Source organism: Bacillus sp. 1A (assembly GCF_052682215.1).
This window is the reverse complement of the sequence record NZ_JBQYLZ010000001.1, coordinates 307,536-323,476: the sequence shown is the minus strand read 5'-3', so window position 1 is coordinate 323,476 and position 15,941 is coordinate 307,536. Positions and strand designations below refer to the sequence as shown.

The window sequence follows — 15,941 nt, the reverse complement described above, 5'->3', positions numbered from 1 at the left end:
AAACTGTTCAGCTTTATCCAATAAAATCTAATTAAATATTTTAAAATTTGCAGCTTCCTATTTCTTATATTATTTTAACGGCTGATTAATAGGCTGATAAATGCTTGCTATAGCTCTTATTTCAGAGTCTGGTGCTGGAGATAACGGATAGTAACCTTCTTTAACCATATATTGCCAAATATCATACGCATGTCTACTACTATTTAAAAAGGCCTTTTCTAAAAAAGACCTCAAATTTGGATTCGCGCACTCTAATACAGCCCCAGCATAATTTAATGCAGCTGATTTTTGATTTAAGAGATAGCCCGTAGCAATTGCTCGATCGTTTAGAGGTGCTCCATTTATACTAGGTGCAACTGATGGATATTGTTCAATAGGTGCTTTTAAATAAGAAACCAATACTGGATTTAACTTAGAGGGCTGAAAACGCTCAATATCGGGTGTATTCTGGCTTTGGACAAATTCTACTTTTAAATTATAGTCTTCCACATGGAGCGGAAAGTGTTGCTGTAATAGTTGTTTTAATTCTAGATCTTGTGCTTGCTGAATATATGTACCCATCGTATTAATTGTATTGTAACAGCCAGCAATTAATTCACTTAAATCACGTAACTCATGTGTAGCTAATTGCATTTTTGAATCCTCCTTTTTAAAGTTTTTTTAGTCTCTCCCAAAATATAAAAAATGCATATGAATTTTCTTATTACTCATACTAAAACTATTCATTTTCTTTTTATGGAGGGAGAAGTTTCAAATGCACACGGTATGGAAAGACTCTCTTTCACTTGGATTATTAAACATCGGCATTAGGCTATATAGTACTGTAGAAGAAAAAGATATTAAATTTTTAAGTCTTCATAAGGAATGTCTTACCCCCTATTAAATATAAAAAGATTGCCCCTGATTGTACGGATACTGAAGTAAAAGATGAAAAACTTGTGAAAGCTTATGAATATGCGCCGCATAAATATATAATTGTTGTTGATAGAGAATTAGAAGCACTTCAAAAAAAATATGAGCCGCGAATCATTCGCATTTCATATTTTATCCAAAATGATGAGATTGATTCAATTTTTTTGATCATTCCTATTTTGTTGGTCCTATCCCTGGGAATGAAAAACCCTATTTGTTAGTAAAAGAAGCTTTAGAGAGAACAAATAAACTTGGTCTTATTCATATTACTATCCTTGACACTCCCACGGCTAAAGCCGCAAGTCCTACACCTTACGGTGTAACGGATGGGATTCTTGAATAACTAACCGTTCGCAGTTCATTTCTGTTGTAAGAAACCGCATCTAGCTATTATTCGTAACTTTCAAGAAGGCCTTATTCTACAGACCATCCATTATCCTGATGAGATTCGGAATATAAAAAATATGCCCGGTCTTCCAAATAATGAAGAGCACCCTATTCACAAACAAGAATTAACTACAGCAATGAATCTAATTCATCACCTTACCACTCCATTTAAACCAGAAGAATATGCAGATGAATATAAAGAAGCGCTTACTGATCTTATAGAAGAGAAAATTGAGCAACAAGAAAAGAATAAAGAAGGAATAAACGAACAAAAAGCCACATAATTGTGGCTTTTTTATCTACTCTTAAAGAGGATCACACTTTGGCATCTCTAATCCAGATGATTGTGCTAATTTTAATAAATAGTAGCATTCCTCTCTTGCCATATGATCTGCCATTCTCGCAGACAATGCACTTAATATTTGCTCAGATAGTTCTAATTCTTCTACTTCATGAAGAAAATGTGAAAATAAATTCAGTTCTAATGAAACATCTTTTGTAAACTTCTTCAATGCTGGAAAATGTTTAAGTTCTGTACGTAAATATCCAGTCATTTCAACAGCCTTTAAATAAAACTGCTCAAAATGTTTAGCGTACATCTCACTCTTCTCTTTCAATCGTTTCTCTACAAAATCTAATTCACCTGAAATCGAACCAGCATGACCAGCCGCATCCGTTAACCAAACAAGATGATAATGTAACTCATGAAAAACAGGTGGGACCTCTCTTTTTATTAAATATCCTAATACGTTTATATACTCTTCTACTTCATTTACCATATGATTAATGAAAGTTGGGGTAAAGTGGATAACAATCTTTCCCTCCAATTGTTTTTGTATAATACTCAACTTAAATTTTCGGATTTCCTCTGCCAATTGTTTAGCATCTGTTGCGAATTCGATTAAACTGACTGTATGAATGCGACTTAAATATTCATCAAATTTTTCTACAAAATATATGGCTCTCTGAATATCTTCAGTCTCTTTTGGAGCTAAAGCATCTAAAAGAAACTGTGCATGATCCCCAAGAACTCTCAGCCAGAATTTATGTTCAAACAATGCACTTTCTTCATAAGTTTGATTCACTCTACGTCTCCTCCTTACCAACTTGTCTTTCATACTGATTAATACTAATGAAAGATATAAAATATGAATTTGAGCTAGTTTTTATTAGTTCAAGAAGGTAAATGATTTAATTGTAGTGTATGAATACTTAATTTTTACTATTAATTAGATGAAACTTGTTCAAGAACTACGCTACCAATGTATTAAATCGCTAGTTAATTATCAAAATATCTGTAGATACTTAAATACGGCCAAATAATTGCATGATTGTTGGTATTTATGACCTGTTGGTTAATCCATATATCAAGCAACTAAACCTTGTGCGTGATACTTATATTTAAGCTAATGTTAATAAAAGAGGTATATTCTAAACATGAAAACAGGACAAGCTATATTGCTTGTCCCATCAGGAGCAATTCATAAAGATTTTTAAAATGTCCAAATGACTCATATTGGTAAAATGAATCATTAATAGTTTGTGTAAAATCAATGTAATTATACAAAAAAGAGCAAGTAACTTCTTTAATTCCCTGCTATTACAGCACTTGTATAATGGGGAAGAATTCCGGAATTCCATTATTGTTAACATATAAAGGATATGTACGAAACTGTCATTTGTTATATAAAAAGTTAATGATTTGGCAGACAATATTTTAGATTGTCTGCCTGTGGGTTTCATGAGCTTGATTGGAAAACTAATTGTTTTCCAAGAGTGAAGCCGCTAGTTCAACCGGCTTAGAAATAGTTTATGTAAAAACAGCAAAAATATGTAAAGTGAAGTTAAATTCTAATTCTATAAATAAAATATATCAATATATAAATTTCATACTTTAAATAAGTGGAGTATCAGAGTTCTTACAACTGAGGGCGAAGTAGCATTTACCATAGAATAGATTCTACTTTGCTTCTTCATATTGCTTAATTATTTTATAGTGTTTTTCTTTAATTCTAACATTTCCATAAACATAACAGCGTTATTTCGCCACTCTTCCATTTGGAATAAGTTTCTTCTATATTAAAAAGCCTAATTCCTCAGCATTAAAATTGAGAAATTAGGCTTTTTTCGTTCCTCAATAAAATAGAAACACAGAATATAATTTGTCATAATATAGGTTTACTGAGATTTCTTTAAACTTTTAATAGCGAGAAACAGAATAATGACTGCGCTAAGTGAAAAGACCACATTACCAATCTGGTCTACGGTCCCTGTGGCCCCAATGACTGGTTCTTCGATGAAGCTGTGCCATGCGTAAGTCAGGAGTACTCCTGCTGCTAGGGCTAACTCGTGTATATTACCCCAACCTTTGCGCCGTGACCAATGCAAGAATAAGATCGTCATTATGGCGAACAGTAATATCCAGAAAACGACAACCCCCCAGGCATTGTACTCACGGACAATCATAAATAAACTTGAGGCTATCAGAGAAACTACACCGATTACCCAAGGATTTGGTGCATCTCCTCTTACAAAAGTGCTTGGAACATGGCCAATGCTGACAGCAATGATAATCACTAAGAAAATAGCAATGAGTGTACTGATTAATTGTGTTGGAGTAGCGAGAAAATGTCCTTGTGCATACGAACCATAAAAGGTGAATATCATTCCAGCTACGAATAACAGGCTAGTTATGAATATTCCAATCTTTCCTAACCAGGGTGTTGTTTTCCGGTTAGGTATAAATGATTCAATGAGTGCAATGGGCACACTAGTACTCCAAACTGTGTGTAATGTAAGGACGAACAAAGTCCATCAAGCGCTTATCCCTAGTTCCGGGATAGGTGCATTACTCAGAAGATTGGCATTTGCATACGAAGGATTAAAGAGAGATTGTGTGATTAATCCTTCTTCTAAGATTCCATACGCTAACCCCATTAAGATCATTGTGGGCCATCCGTAACCTCTACGCCTGGTAATCTCCCGAATGAGAATCGACCCACAGCCATACATCAACGCAAGAAAAGGCAATGCTGCTATTGCGCTAATTGAAATGTTTCCTAGCAAATACTCTGCAACGAGCGGTGATAAGAAGAATAACCCGAGTGTTAGAGTAATTCGTCTACCCTTTGTTAGAGGCTTAATGGAAACAGATTTAGAATTTATATCCATCTTGTTATCCACCTTCATAACTTAGTTGTAAATCCGCATTTTCCTGATGCTTCTCCATATCCCCTTGTAAAGTGCGCATACGGTTCCCGTCCCTTTTATAATCGTTTCATAATTTAATTGTAATACTGTATCTTTTATGTATTTCGAAACTAATGCATCTATACCCCCAATCTATAGAAAGTGTTATCCCAAAGGTACAAAGGCCTTCCCCCTATATTAGATAAGAATTGGATGGTGAATAGTTTTTATTTTATATTTTTTTATTAATAAAATTTTCAAAATATGAGTTCAACTTGTTATTAGATTATTAATTTTTATAAAATAGTTTTCTCATTATTCATGAATTTTCCTATACCATTAGATACATGTTTGCTTCTTGTCCTAATCGGGTCAAAAAAGAAGGAATTCTTTTCTTTGCTCTTGAAGAGAAATATGTTCATTTGATTAGATACGAGAATCAGATGTATCATTTTTGCAACATGGAAGGTCATAGAATTATACGGTAAAGAGGAGTATTAATACCAGAGCATTCAATAGTTATGCGCTGATAAGGAGGAAACTAATGAAAAAGATCACTTTTAACGATTTGAACTCACAGGAAACTATGCGCAATCCCATTAAGTTCTATAAAAACCTCATCAAGCAACAAGAGCGTTTCTTTCATATTGATGACTTTTATGGTATGGGAGGAGCATGGGTCGTATTGCAATATGATGATGTTGTTTCTATACTGAAAGACCCGCGTTTTCATAAAGATTTACGGAAATTCACACCGCCCCATGATAAGCAGATGTCCATTGAGGAGAATACACCTGTGAGTAAACTGTTTGAATGGATAATGAATATGCCAAATATGCTTACGGTAGATCCTCCTGATCATACGCGCCTACGTCGGCTAGTCTCTAAATCCTTTACACCACGTATGATCGAAGAACTTCGTCCCCGTATTCAGCAAATTTCTGACGAATTAATAGCTGCTGTGCAGAAACAAGGAAAGATGGAAATTATTGCAGACTTTGCTTACCCACTACCCATTATTGTCATTTCAGAGATGCTCGGAATTCCCGCCACTGATCGAAACCAGTTTCGCAAATGGACACAAGAACTCATGAACGCCTCTGTGGACCCTAGTCAGGGGACTGCAGTTACTGCAGCAACACTTGAAAAGTTTATTCATTACATCGAAGTATTGCTGAACGAAAAGCGCCTAAATCCTGGTGATGATTTGATAAGTGCTCTAGTTCAATCAAAAGAGCAAGAAGACAAGTTGAGTAAGAACGAGCTTCTTTCGACAATTTGGTTGCTCATTATTGCTGGACATGAAACGACAGTCAATTTAATCGGTAATGGCGTACTGGCGTTAATTCAACATCCCGAACAAATGAATTTACTAAGGCAGGACCCTTCCCTGCTTCCTTCCGCCATCGACGAGCTATTACGTTTTGCTGGTCCAGTTATGTTTAGTAGCCGTTTTGCTGGTGAAGATATGACAATACATGGAAAGAAGATTCGCAAAGGCGAATTAATTCTGCTCTCTCTGACTGCCGCGAATATTGATCCAAAGGAATTTACTTATCCAGAGGCATTGAATATTTCACGGGAGGAGAATAATCATTTAGCCTTTGGGACTGGTATACATCACTGTTTGGGAGCTCCGCTGGCGCGTCTAGAAGGACAAATTGCATTAGGCACTTTGTTACAGCGGTTTCCTAATCTTCGCCTGGCAATCGAACCGGATCAACTAATTTATAGCCATAGTAAAATTCGTTCTCTCGCAAATCTACCAGTGGTTTTTTAATCTATAATGCGACATTAATAAGGAAACGTGTCGTGCAAATAACTATTTTGTTAAAATTTTTTTCACATTTAAACCGGACAAGCATATGTTATTGCATTGAGACCCTCTATGCATAGGAATCTACCTTTCTAATCTAAGAACATTGTTATGTGCGTGCTCTTAGATTTTTTATTATGAAATAACAGTATTATTTTTAATATTATTTCAAAGGATTTATTCTCTCAGAGAGCATAAAAACCACGTATAAATCATTATTCAGAAACAGGCATAATAAAAAGAAGAAAAAACATCCTACAAAATGTTTTTTCTTCTTTAATAATCTGGTTGATCACTACATTTTTTCTAATATTCCTTGTCTCTCATACCACTTAGACATTTTTTCAACTGCATTTGCAGATAGCCGCTTGGTTTCTCTGTTACAAAATCTAGATAATGTAGGTGCCGATATTCTTATTTCTTTTGCTAATTCTCGTATAGACTTATTATCAACTTTGCGTTGTTTAAGTATTTTCTCTCGAACAGCCTCTTCATCAAATCTATTAAGCTCTTCACTATTTTTTTTCGGAGGCATATTAACAACATCCTTAGCCCTTTCAAAATACTCTACAGATGCTTCAGTATTATTTTCTAACTCTAGTGTTTTTTTCTTAGGTAAATTATACATAGACTTAATTAATTCTTCCGGTGGAAGTATAGTAATATTTAAATTCACCCAATAATCTTTAAACCAATTCTTCTTATTAAAACGTTCTTCATCTAATGATACTGTATACTCCCACTTAGAAATTACGTTCTCTTTTTCTAAATCAGTAAGAACATTCTCTAGGTGTTCTCTAATCCGACTCGGTTTCCAAGTGAGCGGGATTGCCATAACAGCTAATAAGCCTTTATCTCCCCCAATGGAGTATGGTCGCTTCAAAGTTGAATATATTTGTCGTATTCTCCATTGCCATGTTAGATAACGAATTAAACGTTTATGATACTTATGTCGATAACTATTATACTCAAGTGCCTTTTTAGATAACAATGCTGTGGTATTATTTGAACCATATAAATAACTTGTTAAAAAACTCCCTGGTTTGATACGGCAAGATTCAATGCCCATATATTCATTTGTTGTATTGTGTCTCCATAATACAACTGAATCCAATACAAATAACCGTTTGACAACTTCTCTCTTTACTTTATATTTTTCATCATGTTCATTTTCTTCATTTAAGACTACTACTTCATTATCATCATTTAAATAAATGAAGATACTTGCTAGTGCTGCAATACGCTTAGCAACCTTAATTTTATCTTCAGGTCTGTAGTACTCTCCTTTACTTACTTTCTTTTTTGGTACATTGCACATATCCAATACTTGCTCATATGAAAATTCTATGAATTCATCTGGAGATTTTGCTTGTGCTAGCCACTGGATGGTAATGGAGTCCAATACATCAGCTGTCAGATCATCCATATTACTCATTACATCATTCACCAAAGTATTCCAACGAGATGCTTCATCATCTTTAATAAGCTTTAAATCTTCATCTCTGTGAGAAGAGAGCTGAGCTATTGCATTACTTTCCTTTGTTTCAATAGGGTAAGATTTTACACCCATACCTGCGTCTTCTTCAAAGTGATTTTTAGAGATTCCATCACGTAATTTAAAATAAACTGCAGAATTATTAACTTCAAAATATTCTTTATCAACTGGTTCATCCGTTTCATCCTCATTTACGTCACCCTGGATGATTGTTCCATCATTAAACTTATTAGCATTCTTAAACTCGTCTTCTAATACCTTTTCAATAGTTGCATGAATCTCATCTTTATACTCTTTTAACTTAATACCAATTTGTAACGAAGTAATTCCTTCTTCATTCTTTTTACTCAACCATGATACTAATGCCGAAAAAGATGGGGAAACATATTGAGAAGTCACAACCTTAGTATTATCTTTTTCTATATCTGAACTATAGGCAGTCCATTTGTTCCAAACTACTTTATTATTTCCATATAAGGGCTCAGATATTAATAATGCATCCGTAAACAGTTGTGTTAATCTCTCCATATTTTCACTCCTTCCGTAATTTTCTTTCAAACAAACATTTAATCTAATACATATATGTAAACAATTATTTTTTCCACTTTAGTTATATTCAAACAGTACTGACACGATTTTTCTTTATTTACAACATAAAATAACATTAATTATACATTAGTTTTCCATAGGTCTTCAATCAATCTAATGAATTAAGAGATGAAACACTTTTTACCATATAGTGAACCTTCACTATAAATATGAAACATTTTTATCTAATCGTTTTCATATTCTCATAAAATGTTCATTTGAATAGAATTTATACCGCATATACACTAAATTCTTTACTATTTATTTGAAAGAAATTTGCCATACCCTTAACCTAAACCCGAAAAAATAAGACATCAATTAATTTTATTAATTTAAATACGTAATACAAAATTTTTTCCAATACCTTATAAACCCATAGATATCAACAGTTCACCTTTATTTTAATACATAAAACCTTTAAATTTTAACAAATTGTTTTTACCATATCCTTGACCTAAATACATATATGAAACAGCCATAAACCCTTATGTACCAACGTTTCACCTTATTCCCCCGATAATTTCATTATATATTAAACATGAAACACTTTTGCCATATCCTTGACCTTATAAAAATCAAAACATGAAACACCTTTTACCATATCCTTGACCTTAAAGCTATTACATTTTCTCCTATAACCCTTTCTATAAAGGGATTTACAGTATCTTTCCCTAATGAACGACCTATGATTAAAACATGAAACACTTTTGCCATATCCTTGACCTAAAATTAGAAACAATTCTCCTTAACCCTCTCTATATCAACAATCTTCCCGTGTTTCATTATTGTGTTTATACAATTAGGACATGAAACGTTTTTTACCATATCCTTAACACAAATTTTTTTCCATAGATTCTCCGATCCCTTATAATCATTGGGTTTATAACGTGTTTCATGTTTTAAAAATTCCTCTTAAAGGGGCACCTTTCAACAATTTTCATTTTGCTATAATCAAAATTGGTATATTTTATAGTATTTTGGCATATATTTCTGAATTTGTAGAACGGAGGTGAAAAAGATGGGAAAATCATTTGTAATACGAAATCAACGTAGCTTAAATGGGGAAACAACCAATGCTGTGCTAGTAACCATAAAATCTTGGCAAAAGTTTGTGGAAACATTTGAGGAGAAATACTACAGCTATAAAGATACATATTTAGAAGATATTCTGCAGAACATGACATACGAAGAACGTATTGCTGATGTAGAAGGCTTTGTCGAAAAAGCTAAACCATATTTTTCACGTCGCGCAATGTCTGCACTTGCAGAAAAAACAGGAAGAAAACATAAGCTATATGGCATTACGAATGCAGATCTTGAAGTATTCTTATATCTACATAAGAAATGTTATACAAATGGTGTCATTCCAAATGTAACGATACATATGATGTGGGAAGATTACAAGCAATATAAAGAAGAATTTGCTTTTATCCAGCACTCACAATTCTATATCGCTCTAAAGAAATTAAGCATACATAACATAATCTCTATCGAAAATGGCCTAGATGGCCGATATACAATCAAACTTAATCATTTTATGAATGAAGAAACAGAAAAGGCAAATCCTTACGTATATATTAGTCCTGTTGTATTTACAAGGACTTTCTTTAAGCTTTCTGTAGCAGCTAAGAAACTATTCTTAGACATTGCGATGCAACAACATACGGAAACAACATTAAAGCGTTCTTTGGACAAGCAGGACGAAAGAGGAAATAAAACTCACTTTGGCGGGATGTATCGTTTCTTACATAAAAAATATCCGCATCAAATCCGTGCGGTTATCGATGAATTAACAACTGTATTACCATGTACGGGTAGTCCCCTATTCAAAATTTGCAAAATGCAAAAAGGTGTAAAGCATACAAAACGATATACGACATTATATCTGTCTATCCATTCAGACTTCTTATGTTCGAAAGAAGCTGGAGAAGAACAACATAGGGATCCATTTACACCAAAAGCTACCTATGCTCGAAAAGCGAAATTTATCGAAGCAGTCCTACAAGAGATGAATATCGGTGAACTGTCTGCAGACATGAATAAATTCATTCATGTATTAAAGCATACTTGTCATCGTCAAATTCGCAGTGTAATCCGTGGACTACGTGACATGGTTGATCGCAAAGAAGGATATCCAACGAAAATTGTATATACACTGAAGAAACTATTGCATCAAACATCTCAATATCAAATTCTCGATACAGCAGCAAAAGAAGGTATCTACCCTCTTATTGCGCAGCATATACCAAAAGAGAGAAATAGTGACCGTGAGCAAGCTGTCTTTAATTTCGGTTTACATTATTCTATGTACTCTCTTCACAACATTAAGAAGATGTTTAAGAATGTGCATGCACTACTGAAGCAGAAGTTTGCGGTACCAGTGACGGAAGAGTCTTATCACCGTAATTATCTAAAATACCAGGAAGAAACGTTATTTAGAAAATATGCATATGATCAGGGTGTTAATCTCCATGCATATATCGCTTTAGAAATTGAAATGCGTGAAAAGCTAAAAGTTCGTGGTCATAAAGAACGCACAATTCCAAGTGATGTGCGCGAATGGTTTATCGAGGCAATTGATAAGCTGCCACAAGAAAAACTTCGTGTTATTGAGCTACCAAAGCAGTTTAATTTACTAGAGTTTATGCGTACCTTCGAACGTTTAGTACGTGCTGGTGTAACAATAACAGCTCCAGATCAGGTGCTAAACGTAATGGAAATAAAATAATAGTAATAAGCTCTCTATTTTTGAAAAAATCGAAAGTAGAGGGCTATTCGTGTTTATTTGATTAGCAATCCTTGTTTACTACTCTATTTATAAATACCAAATCCGAAGGACTTCATGTAAAATGGAGTCTTTTTTTATGCACTTCTATACAAATTCTCTTCTACCAATACATAACTCTCCACATAGCGCTAGGGTATATTCTTCTAATGTAGTAAAACCTATCCCATAATACCTACAAAAAATCAGAAGGAAAATTATAAAAACAGTGGATATGAGGACAAATATGATCGGATGTGAATAATATTTTCCCAATACCCTTGAGAATACTAGTGTTGTTGAATATATCTAATAAAAATCATCAATAATAATGTAAGTTATGTGTAAATACTGAGTAATGTTAACAAATAGCAGCCTAATCTGAATAAAATGTGGATAATTAGACGTTTAACATCAACTTAATTACCAAAATAAGTAAAACGAGTTCTATTTTCGAGGTTGAATATATATTCTGCGATTCGTATCAAATTCTTTCCGATTTCATGTAGAAATATAGTATTTTCTTTCTGCTTTTTTGTAGAATTAAAAGTCTAATAATCCTTGAATCTACGGATACATTTTCTACTATTTATGATTTTTTACGTTCTAATATGAATTTTCCCCTTGTGGGAGTAGGTCTTCTCCCTATTTTTGATAACCTATAAAAGTTTTATCTTTATTTCTTTTTAATATATAAGATATATATTTATATTAGATTTTTAATACAGCTAGTATACTTGTTAATAAGATGTCTGACCTAATTGAAAATATTTGTAAATTACGTTATAATAATGGTAATTAAACATATCATTACCCACATACAAAAGGACAAACCTACGTATCCCTACCAGGACGAGGTTTGTCCTTTTTTCATTTTAATAAACAATTTATATTAGTAGGAGGATTAAACATGACTGTACTTAAAGATACGACTTACATAGAGATGAATACCTATAACGAAATTGGATTTTTTAAAGGACTTCTTTGGGGATTAGTTTTTGTAGTACCATTTTGGATATGCCAGCAACCGTGCGTAGCAAAGGGCGGTAGCAGGTCTTCAGCCTACTTTCTGTTATAATATACCCAAAGAAATTAGGTGATTATAATGAACAAGACAATTAGCTTAGAAGAAACATTAGAAGCTTTTTCTAATTACTTAACTGAAAAAGGTCGTAAACATTCTACAATCCAACGTTATTCATATGATATTAAGGATTTTTTTAAATGGTTAGAATTAAATGAGATACTTTTTCATATTAAATCGTGGAGTGAATTATCTCCAGAAGATTATCAGGCGTATTTCTCTGAGTTAGAAAGCAGTCGTAAATATTCCGAGAAAACAAGACACAGAATATGGGTGGTTTTAAAGAAGTTACACATGTTTTTAGGTATAGTTAGTCCATTGGATGGTATTAATATCTCTTTAAATCCTGATCAATCACTAAGTGATAAGGATTTTATTACCGAAGCGGAAGAAAACCTATTAAAACAAACTATACTTTCAACAAAAGGATTAACAGAAAGACAAGCTAAATATCGCCCTCTTATTATGGATAGAAACGCTTGTATAATAAATTTAGTAGTAAACTATGGGTTGTCCTTGCAAGAGCTTGTATCGCTTAATATGAGCCATATACAGTTTGCTAGAAATACCTTAATGGTACCTGGAGAAAATGGAGCAACTAGGTCTGTCTCTTTAACTATGGAAGATACGCAGCAGCTTTACAAATACTACACGACTATTCCGGAACCCGTAAGGCCTCGACAACACACAGATAACCCCCTATTTGTGGCATTTGATTTTAATCGACGTACGTATCGTTGGGTGTACGAAAAGGATGCGCCAAAAGCTTTGTCTGAGGTTGCTATACAAAAGATGATACGACTTGAAGTGAAACGAGCGGAGTTAACTAGGCGTATTTCTGCACAGCAGATGAGAAACACTTTTATTCTCCGTCTTATAAAGCAAGGAGTAACTGAAAAAGATTTGGTAAGTAGGATGGGGTTCAAAACTAAAATATCTTTAAAAAGATATTATCAATATTTACAGTGACCTATATTAACCACATTAAAATAAAAAGACGTATTCTATTTATAGAAAACGTCTTTTTAATAATGTATTTTTCTGTGATTACTTCTTATTTTTCCTCATCTATCTTTTTAATTGCAGCTTCGTTCTGATTGATTATATCTTGAAAATGCTCTTCTTTATTTTCTTCCACAAACTGTATAAGTTCTTCGAATTCCATTATTATCACCTTATTTTATTTACTTTCATTACTTGTTCTAATTCGAATACAGAGAGTACCTGAATATGTAAAAATACCTTTAGGGCATTCCAAAACTCTCCATGGTCATCTAATGATACCTGGAGAACGCTTTTCCAAACATCCATCCCAACCTCGTTATATTCAGGACTTTCTTTCATAAAGCATGCTTTATGAATAGTAAACGAAACCGGATCAGCTTTTTCATCTTGATATAGTACAAGTGTAGGAACCCAATCAATCGGAGTATATAAGTGCATAAGATTCTCTAAACATTTCTTTAGAACGCTATTGTCGCCTATACAATGTATTTCACCGTTTATTGTATCCATTATTAATTTTTCACTCGGATGTATCTCTCTTACGTAAAATGGTACTTGTTTTTCATAATGTTTATATATCCCTTTAAATGCTTCTATGGCCTTTTCTATAGATGTCGCATAAATAAAACTTATTTTATGTTCCGTAGTGATTTCTAATATGTATAGGCGCATTATGAATCATCCCCCTATATTTTCAATATATTAATTAATACAATGTATCTTCTTGCTTTAAATATAGCTTCTATTTACATATTATGCTATTAGAAATGTTTCGTTTCCTAATTCCTTAAGTACTTTTGCAAAGAGATGGTTTGTCTCTTCGGATTGTATTTCCTCTGCTTCTATTAATCTAGAAAGTCTATTTGTAAACTCTGTAGCATATAAGAGCTTCGTACTAGCTTTTTCATCTTCTTTAAACAATTGTTCATTCTTCATGGAATGAATTAAGAGCTGAATAAGCATTTGTTTATGTTGTTCTTTCCTCTTTAATTTCTTTATATATATCCCCATAGCAAAGTATCATTTCATACTACTTTGGAGCATACCCCCTCTTTTTTTAGATAGAAAAAGAGAGTCCCTCGTTAGTTTTATTAAGAATGAAGAAATAACCCATAGGCATTTGTATATCAAGGATAAATATATAATGTTACACTTTATATGTATGAAAAGAAGAGGATAGAGACAAACAGAGAAATTCTGCTTGATTCTATCCTTTTTTGTACGACAAATGACCGCATTTACAACAACAACTACAAATTTGTGAACAGCGAATTATTATGTAGGAAATGCGAAACTTGTATTTTTTTGTCTATATTTATATATTGAATTTTTATATATAGAATATACAATTTAAATTGATTAGAGGGAACTCTACAAAAATATTGAAGGGGATGTTTAATATGAGAAAAATGAAAAGAATTAAAGGCTTAGCTTTAGCTTGTGCAATCGGTTTAAGTTCATTTAGTTTTATTAACGTAACAAGCGCTAGTGCGGCAGAAAAAAACAATGCCACATCAAAGGGTCTTGCAGTCTGTTACGCACAATATGAAAATACAAAAGTACGAACTGACAAAAGCACGAGTTCAAAAATAGCGTATAGTGTTGCTAATGGAACTAGATTTAATGGTGAATGGGTAAAAGGACAAACTGTCAATGGAACTAATCAATGGTTAAAATTTTACAACTCAAACTGGGGAACCTATTTATACGTTTCAAAATCAGTGTGTAACTAAGTACAAAATATAAGAAAAGGCACTTCTTCAAGTGCCTTTTCATTAAGTATAATAATGTGTAACATTATATACATCCTCTTATCCTTATAAGGAAAGATAGATATTGTCACTTATTTATTTTACAGAGTAAGACACTCCCTTTAATGTATATCCTCTATTTTTAATCAACTGTGATTTCATGTATATTCAGCTTGTTTAACTTTTCCATATACAAACTCATTACTTCTTGAGCATGTTGTATAGCGATTAATCCATCTTGAACAGTAAGTGCTTCAAAATACGGATAACGAATGTCAGTAGCATACCCATTTAGCTGCACGCACTGTTCTAAAATCAATGAGAATTCCTCATCTAATTTCCGACACGATTTGTGCAGCATTAAAAGGTTATGAGTTTTTGGGACTGTCCTACCGTTTAGTGCAAGAAATCCTTTTAGAAGTTTTTCCACACATTGTTGACTATGATAACAAATAATTGCAGTAGGGAAAGGTTTCATGTGAGTTAAGTAACTAGCAGAATCTAAATCAGATTTTGCAATAAATCCCCACTCTTTTAGATCCTCAGTATTTCTCATATAGGACCTTCCCTTCTAGTGCAATCTTATGTTCCATAGTAACGGTACGGCTAGCACGTTCTTGAAACTCTTCTGGTCCATACACTAAAATATCAACTGGTGTTTCCATAACATCATAAATACCCCAATTGATACGATTAATGACTTCCCTTTTTCTTTCTCCGACACCTTCCACAACAATACAGAGATCAAAATCACTGTCTTCATTTGGTGTGCCATATGCATGAGAGCCAAAAAGGATGATTTTTTGGACAGAAGATACAGTTTCACGAATCTTTTGTACTAATAGGTTTAATTCCCTTTGTACTTCTTCGTTAATCCGAATCACCTCTTGGATAATTGAATTATATTGACGTTTGATTATATTATACATGCGTTTCTCTTCTCCCTGCTA

At 33.2% G+C, this 15,941-nt stretch carries 13 protein-coding genes and 2 pseudogenes; 6 read left to right on the top strand and 9 right to left on the bottom strand.

Annotation, left to right across the window (positions count from 1 at the left end; translation table 11 throughout):
• Positions 1-69: 69 nt before the first annotated feature.
• Positions 70-633 carry a spore coat protein gene (locus ACUN0F_RS01650; RefSeq protein ID WP_445539068.1) on the bottom strand — a complete coding sequence of 188 codons (564 nt, stop codon included), beginning with the start codon at positions 631-633 and terminating at the stop codon, positions 70-72.
• 121 nt (positions 634-754) lie between these two features.
• Here ACUN0F_RS01650 and ACUN0F_RS01645 point away from each other — a divergent pair.
• Positions 755-1,583 (top strand): annotated as a pseudogene (locus tag ACUN0F_RS01645) (Ku protein).
• A gap of 21 nt (positions 1,584-1,604) precedes the next feature.
• Here ACUN0F_RS01645 and ACUN0F_RS01640 read toward each other — a convergent pair.
• From ACUN0F_RS01640 to ACUN0F_RS01630, 3 genes are all read right to left on the bottom strand, one after another.
• Positions 1,605-2,384, bottom strand: a complete 780-nt coding sequence (locus tag ACUN0F_RS01640; RefSeq protein ID WP_327988507.1) for a DUF2935 domain-containing protein — start codon at positions 2,382-2,384, stop codon at positions 1,605-1,607.
• Positions 2,385-3,477: 1,093 nt separating this feature from the next.
• Entirely contained in the window at positions 3,478-4,068 is a 591-nt protein-coding gene (locus tag ACUN0F_RS01635) for a hypothetical protein (protein WP_327988506.1), read from the bottom strand.
• A gap of 45 nt (positions 4,069-4,113) precedes the next feature.
• A complete protein-coding gene (locus ACUN0F_RS01630) occupies positions 4,114-4,470 on the bottom strand; it encodes a hypothetical protein (protein WP_327988505.1) in 357 nt (118 codons plus the stop codon).
• Between the two features lie 562 nt (positions 4,471-5,032).
• Here ACUN0F_RS01630 and ACUN0F_RS01625 point away from each other — a divergent pair.
• Complete coding sequence (locus ACUN0F_RS01625) at positions 5,033-6,268, top strand: cytochrome P450 family protein (protein ID WP_327988504.1); 1,236 nt, start codon at positions 5,033-5,035, stop codon at positions 6,266-6,268.
• A gap of 331 nt (positions 6,269-6,599) precedes the next feature.
• On the opposite strand, the gene ACUN0F_RS01620 is transcribed toward ACUN0F_RS01625, so the two are convergent.
• The gene (locus ACUN0F_RS01620; protein WP_131933900.1) at positions 6,600-8,327 is read right to left on the bottom strand and encodes a helix-turn-helix domain-containing protein; all 1,728 of its coding nucleotides are present in this window, start codon (positions 8,325-8,327) and stop codon (positions 6,600-6,602) included.
• A 1,078-nt stretch (positions 8,328-9,405) separates the two neighbouring features.
• Between ACUN0F_RS01620 and ACUN0F_RS01615 the strand changes: the two genes are divergently transcribed.
• The 3 genes from ACUN0F_RS01615 (at position 9,406) to ACUN0F_RS01605 (ending at position 13,204) form a co-directional block, all read left to right on the top strand.
• The gene (locus ACUN0F_RS01615; RefSeq protein WP_445539067.1) at positions 9,406-11,115 is read left to right on the top strand and encodes a hypothetical protein; all 1,710 of its coding nucleotides are present in this window, start codon (positions 9,406-9,408) and stop codon (positions 11,113-11,115) included.
• Positions 11,116-12,061: 946 nt separating this feature from the next.
• Entirely contained in the window at positions 12,062-12,229 is a 168-nt protein-coding gene (locus ACUN0F_RS01610; RefSeq protein ID WP_327987619.1) for a hypothetical protein, read from the top strand.
• A 27-nt stretch (positions 12,230-12,256) separates the two neighbouring features.
• Positions 12,257-13,204, top strand: coding sequence for a tyrosine-type recombinase/integrase (locus ACUN0F_RS01605; RefSeq protein WP_445539066.1), 948 nt, complete (start codon positions 12,257-12,259; stop codon positions 13,202-13,204).
• A gap of 201 nt (positions 13,205-13,405) precedes the next feature.
• Here ACUN0F_RS01605 and ACUN0F_RS01600 read toward each other — a convergent pair whose 3' ends face one another.
• Positions 13,406-13,912 (bottom strand): hypothetical protein, encoded by a 507-nt coding sequence (locus ACUN0F_RS01600; RefSeq protein ID WP_327987617.1) that lies wholly within the window; start codon positions 13,910-13,912, stop codon positions 13,406-13,408.
• Between the two features lie 81 nt (positions 13,913-13,993).
• Positions 13,994-14,227, bottom strand: a pseudogene (locus ACUN0F_RS01595) (phosphoadenosine phosphosulfate reductase); the annotation flags it as partial.
• A gap of 413 nt (positions 14,228-14,640) precedes the next feature.
• On the opposite strand from ACUN0F_RS01595, the gene ACUN0F_RS01590 reads away from it, so the two are divergent.
• On the top strand, positions 14,641-14,973 hold the full coding sequence (locus ACUN0F_RS01590; protein WP_445539065.1) for an SH3 domain-containing protein: 333 nt from the start codon (positions 14,641-14,643) through the stop codon (positions 14,971-14,973).
• Positions 14,974-15,133: 160 nt separating this feature from the next.
• On the opposite strand, the gene ACUN0F_RS01585 is transcribed toward ACUN0F_RS01590, so the two are convergent.
• The gene (locus ACUN0F_RS01585; RefSeq protein ID WP_445539064.1) at positions 15,134-15,547 is read right to left on the bottom strand and encodes a HEPN domain-containing protein; all 414 of its coding nucleotides are present in this window, start codon (positions 15,545-15,547) and stop codon (positions 15,134-15,136) included.
• Positions 15,534-15,920, bottom strand: coding sequence for a nucleotidyltransferase domain-containing protein (locus tag ACUN0F_RS01580; RefSeq protein WP_088060749.1), 387 nt, complete (start codon positions 15,918-15,920; stop codon positions 15,534-15,536). The genes ACUN0F_RS01585 and ACUN0F_RS01580 overlap by 14 nt, the downstream gene beginning before the upstream one ends.
• Positions 15,921-15,941: the final 21 nt, after the last annotated feature.

What these genes read in the sequence shown, in the direction of transcription:
- ACUN0F_RS01605 (WP_445539066.1), top strand. Translation starts at nt 12,257, where the DNA reads ATGAACAAGACAATTAGCTTAGAAGAAACATTAGAAGCTTTTTCTAAT.
- ACUN0F_RS01610 (WP_327987619.1), top strand. Translation starts at nt 12,062, where the DNA reads ATGACTGTACTTAAAGATACGACTTACATAGAGATGAATACCTATAAC.
- ACUN0F_RS01585 (WP_445539064.1), bottom strand. Translation starts at nt 15,547, where the DNA reads ATGAGAAATACTGAGGATCTAAAAGAGTGGGGATTTATTGCAAAATCT.
- ACUN0F_RS01625 (WP_327988504.1), top strand. Translation starts at nt 5,033, where the DNA reads ATGAAAAAGATCACTTTTAACGATTTGAACTCACAGGAAACTATGCGC.
- ACUN0F_RS01650 (WP_445539068.1), bottom strand. Translation starts at nt 633, where the DNA reads ATGCAATTAGCTACACATGAGTTACGTGATTTAAGTGAATTAATTGCT.
- ACUN0F_RS01580 (WP_088060749.1), bottom strand. Translation starts at nt 15,920, where the DNA reads ATGTATAATATAATCAAACGTCAATATAATTCAATTATCCAAGAGGTG.
- ACUN0F_RS01620 (WP_131933900.1), bottom strand. Translation starts at nt 8,327, where the DNA reads ATGGAGAGATTAACACAACTGTTTACGGATGCATTATTAATATCTGAG.
- ACUN0F_RS01590 (WP_445539065.1), top strand. Translation starts at nt 14,641, where the DNA reads ATGAGAAAAATGAAAAGAATTAAAGGCTTAGCTTTAGCTTGTGCAATC.
- ACUN0F_RS01600 (WP_327987617.1), bottom strand. Translation starts at nt 13,912, where the DNA reads ATGCGCCTATACATATTAGAAATCACTACGGAACATAAAATAAGTTTT.
- ACUN0F_RS01615 (WP_445539067.1), top strand. Translation starts at nt 9,406, where the DNA reads ATGGGAAAATCATTTGTAATACGAAATCAACGTAGCTTAAATGGGGAA.
- ACUN0F_RS01630 (WP_327988505.1), bottom strand. Translation starts at nt 4,470, where the DNA reads ATGGATATAAATTCTAAATCTGTTTCCATTAAGCCTCTAACAAAGGGT.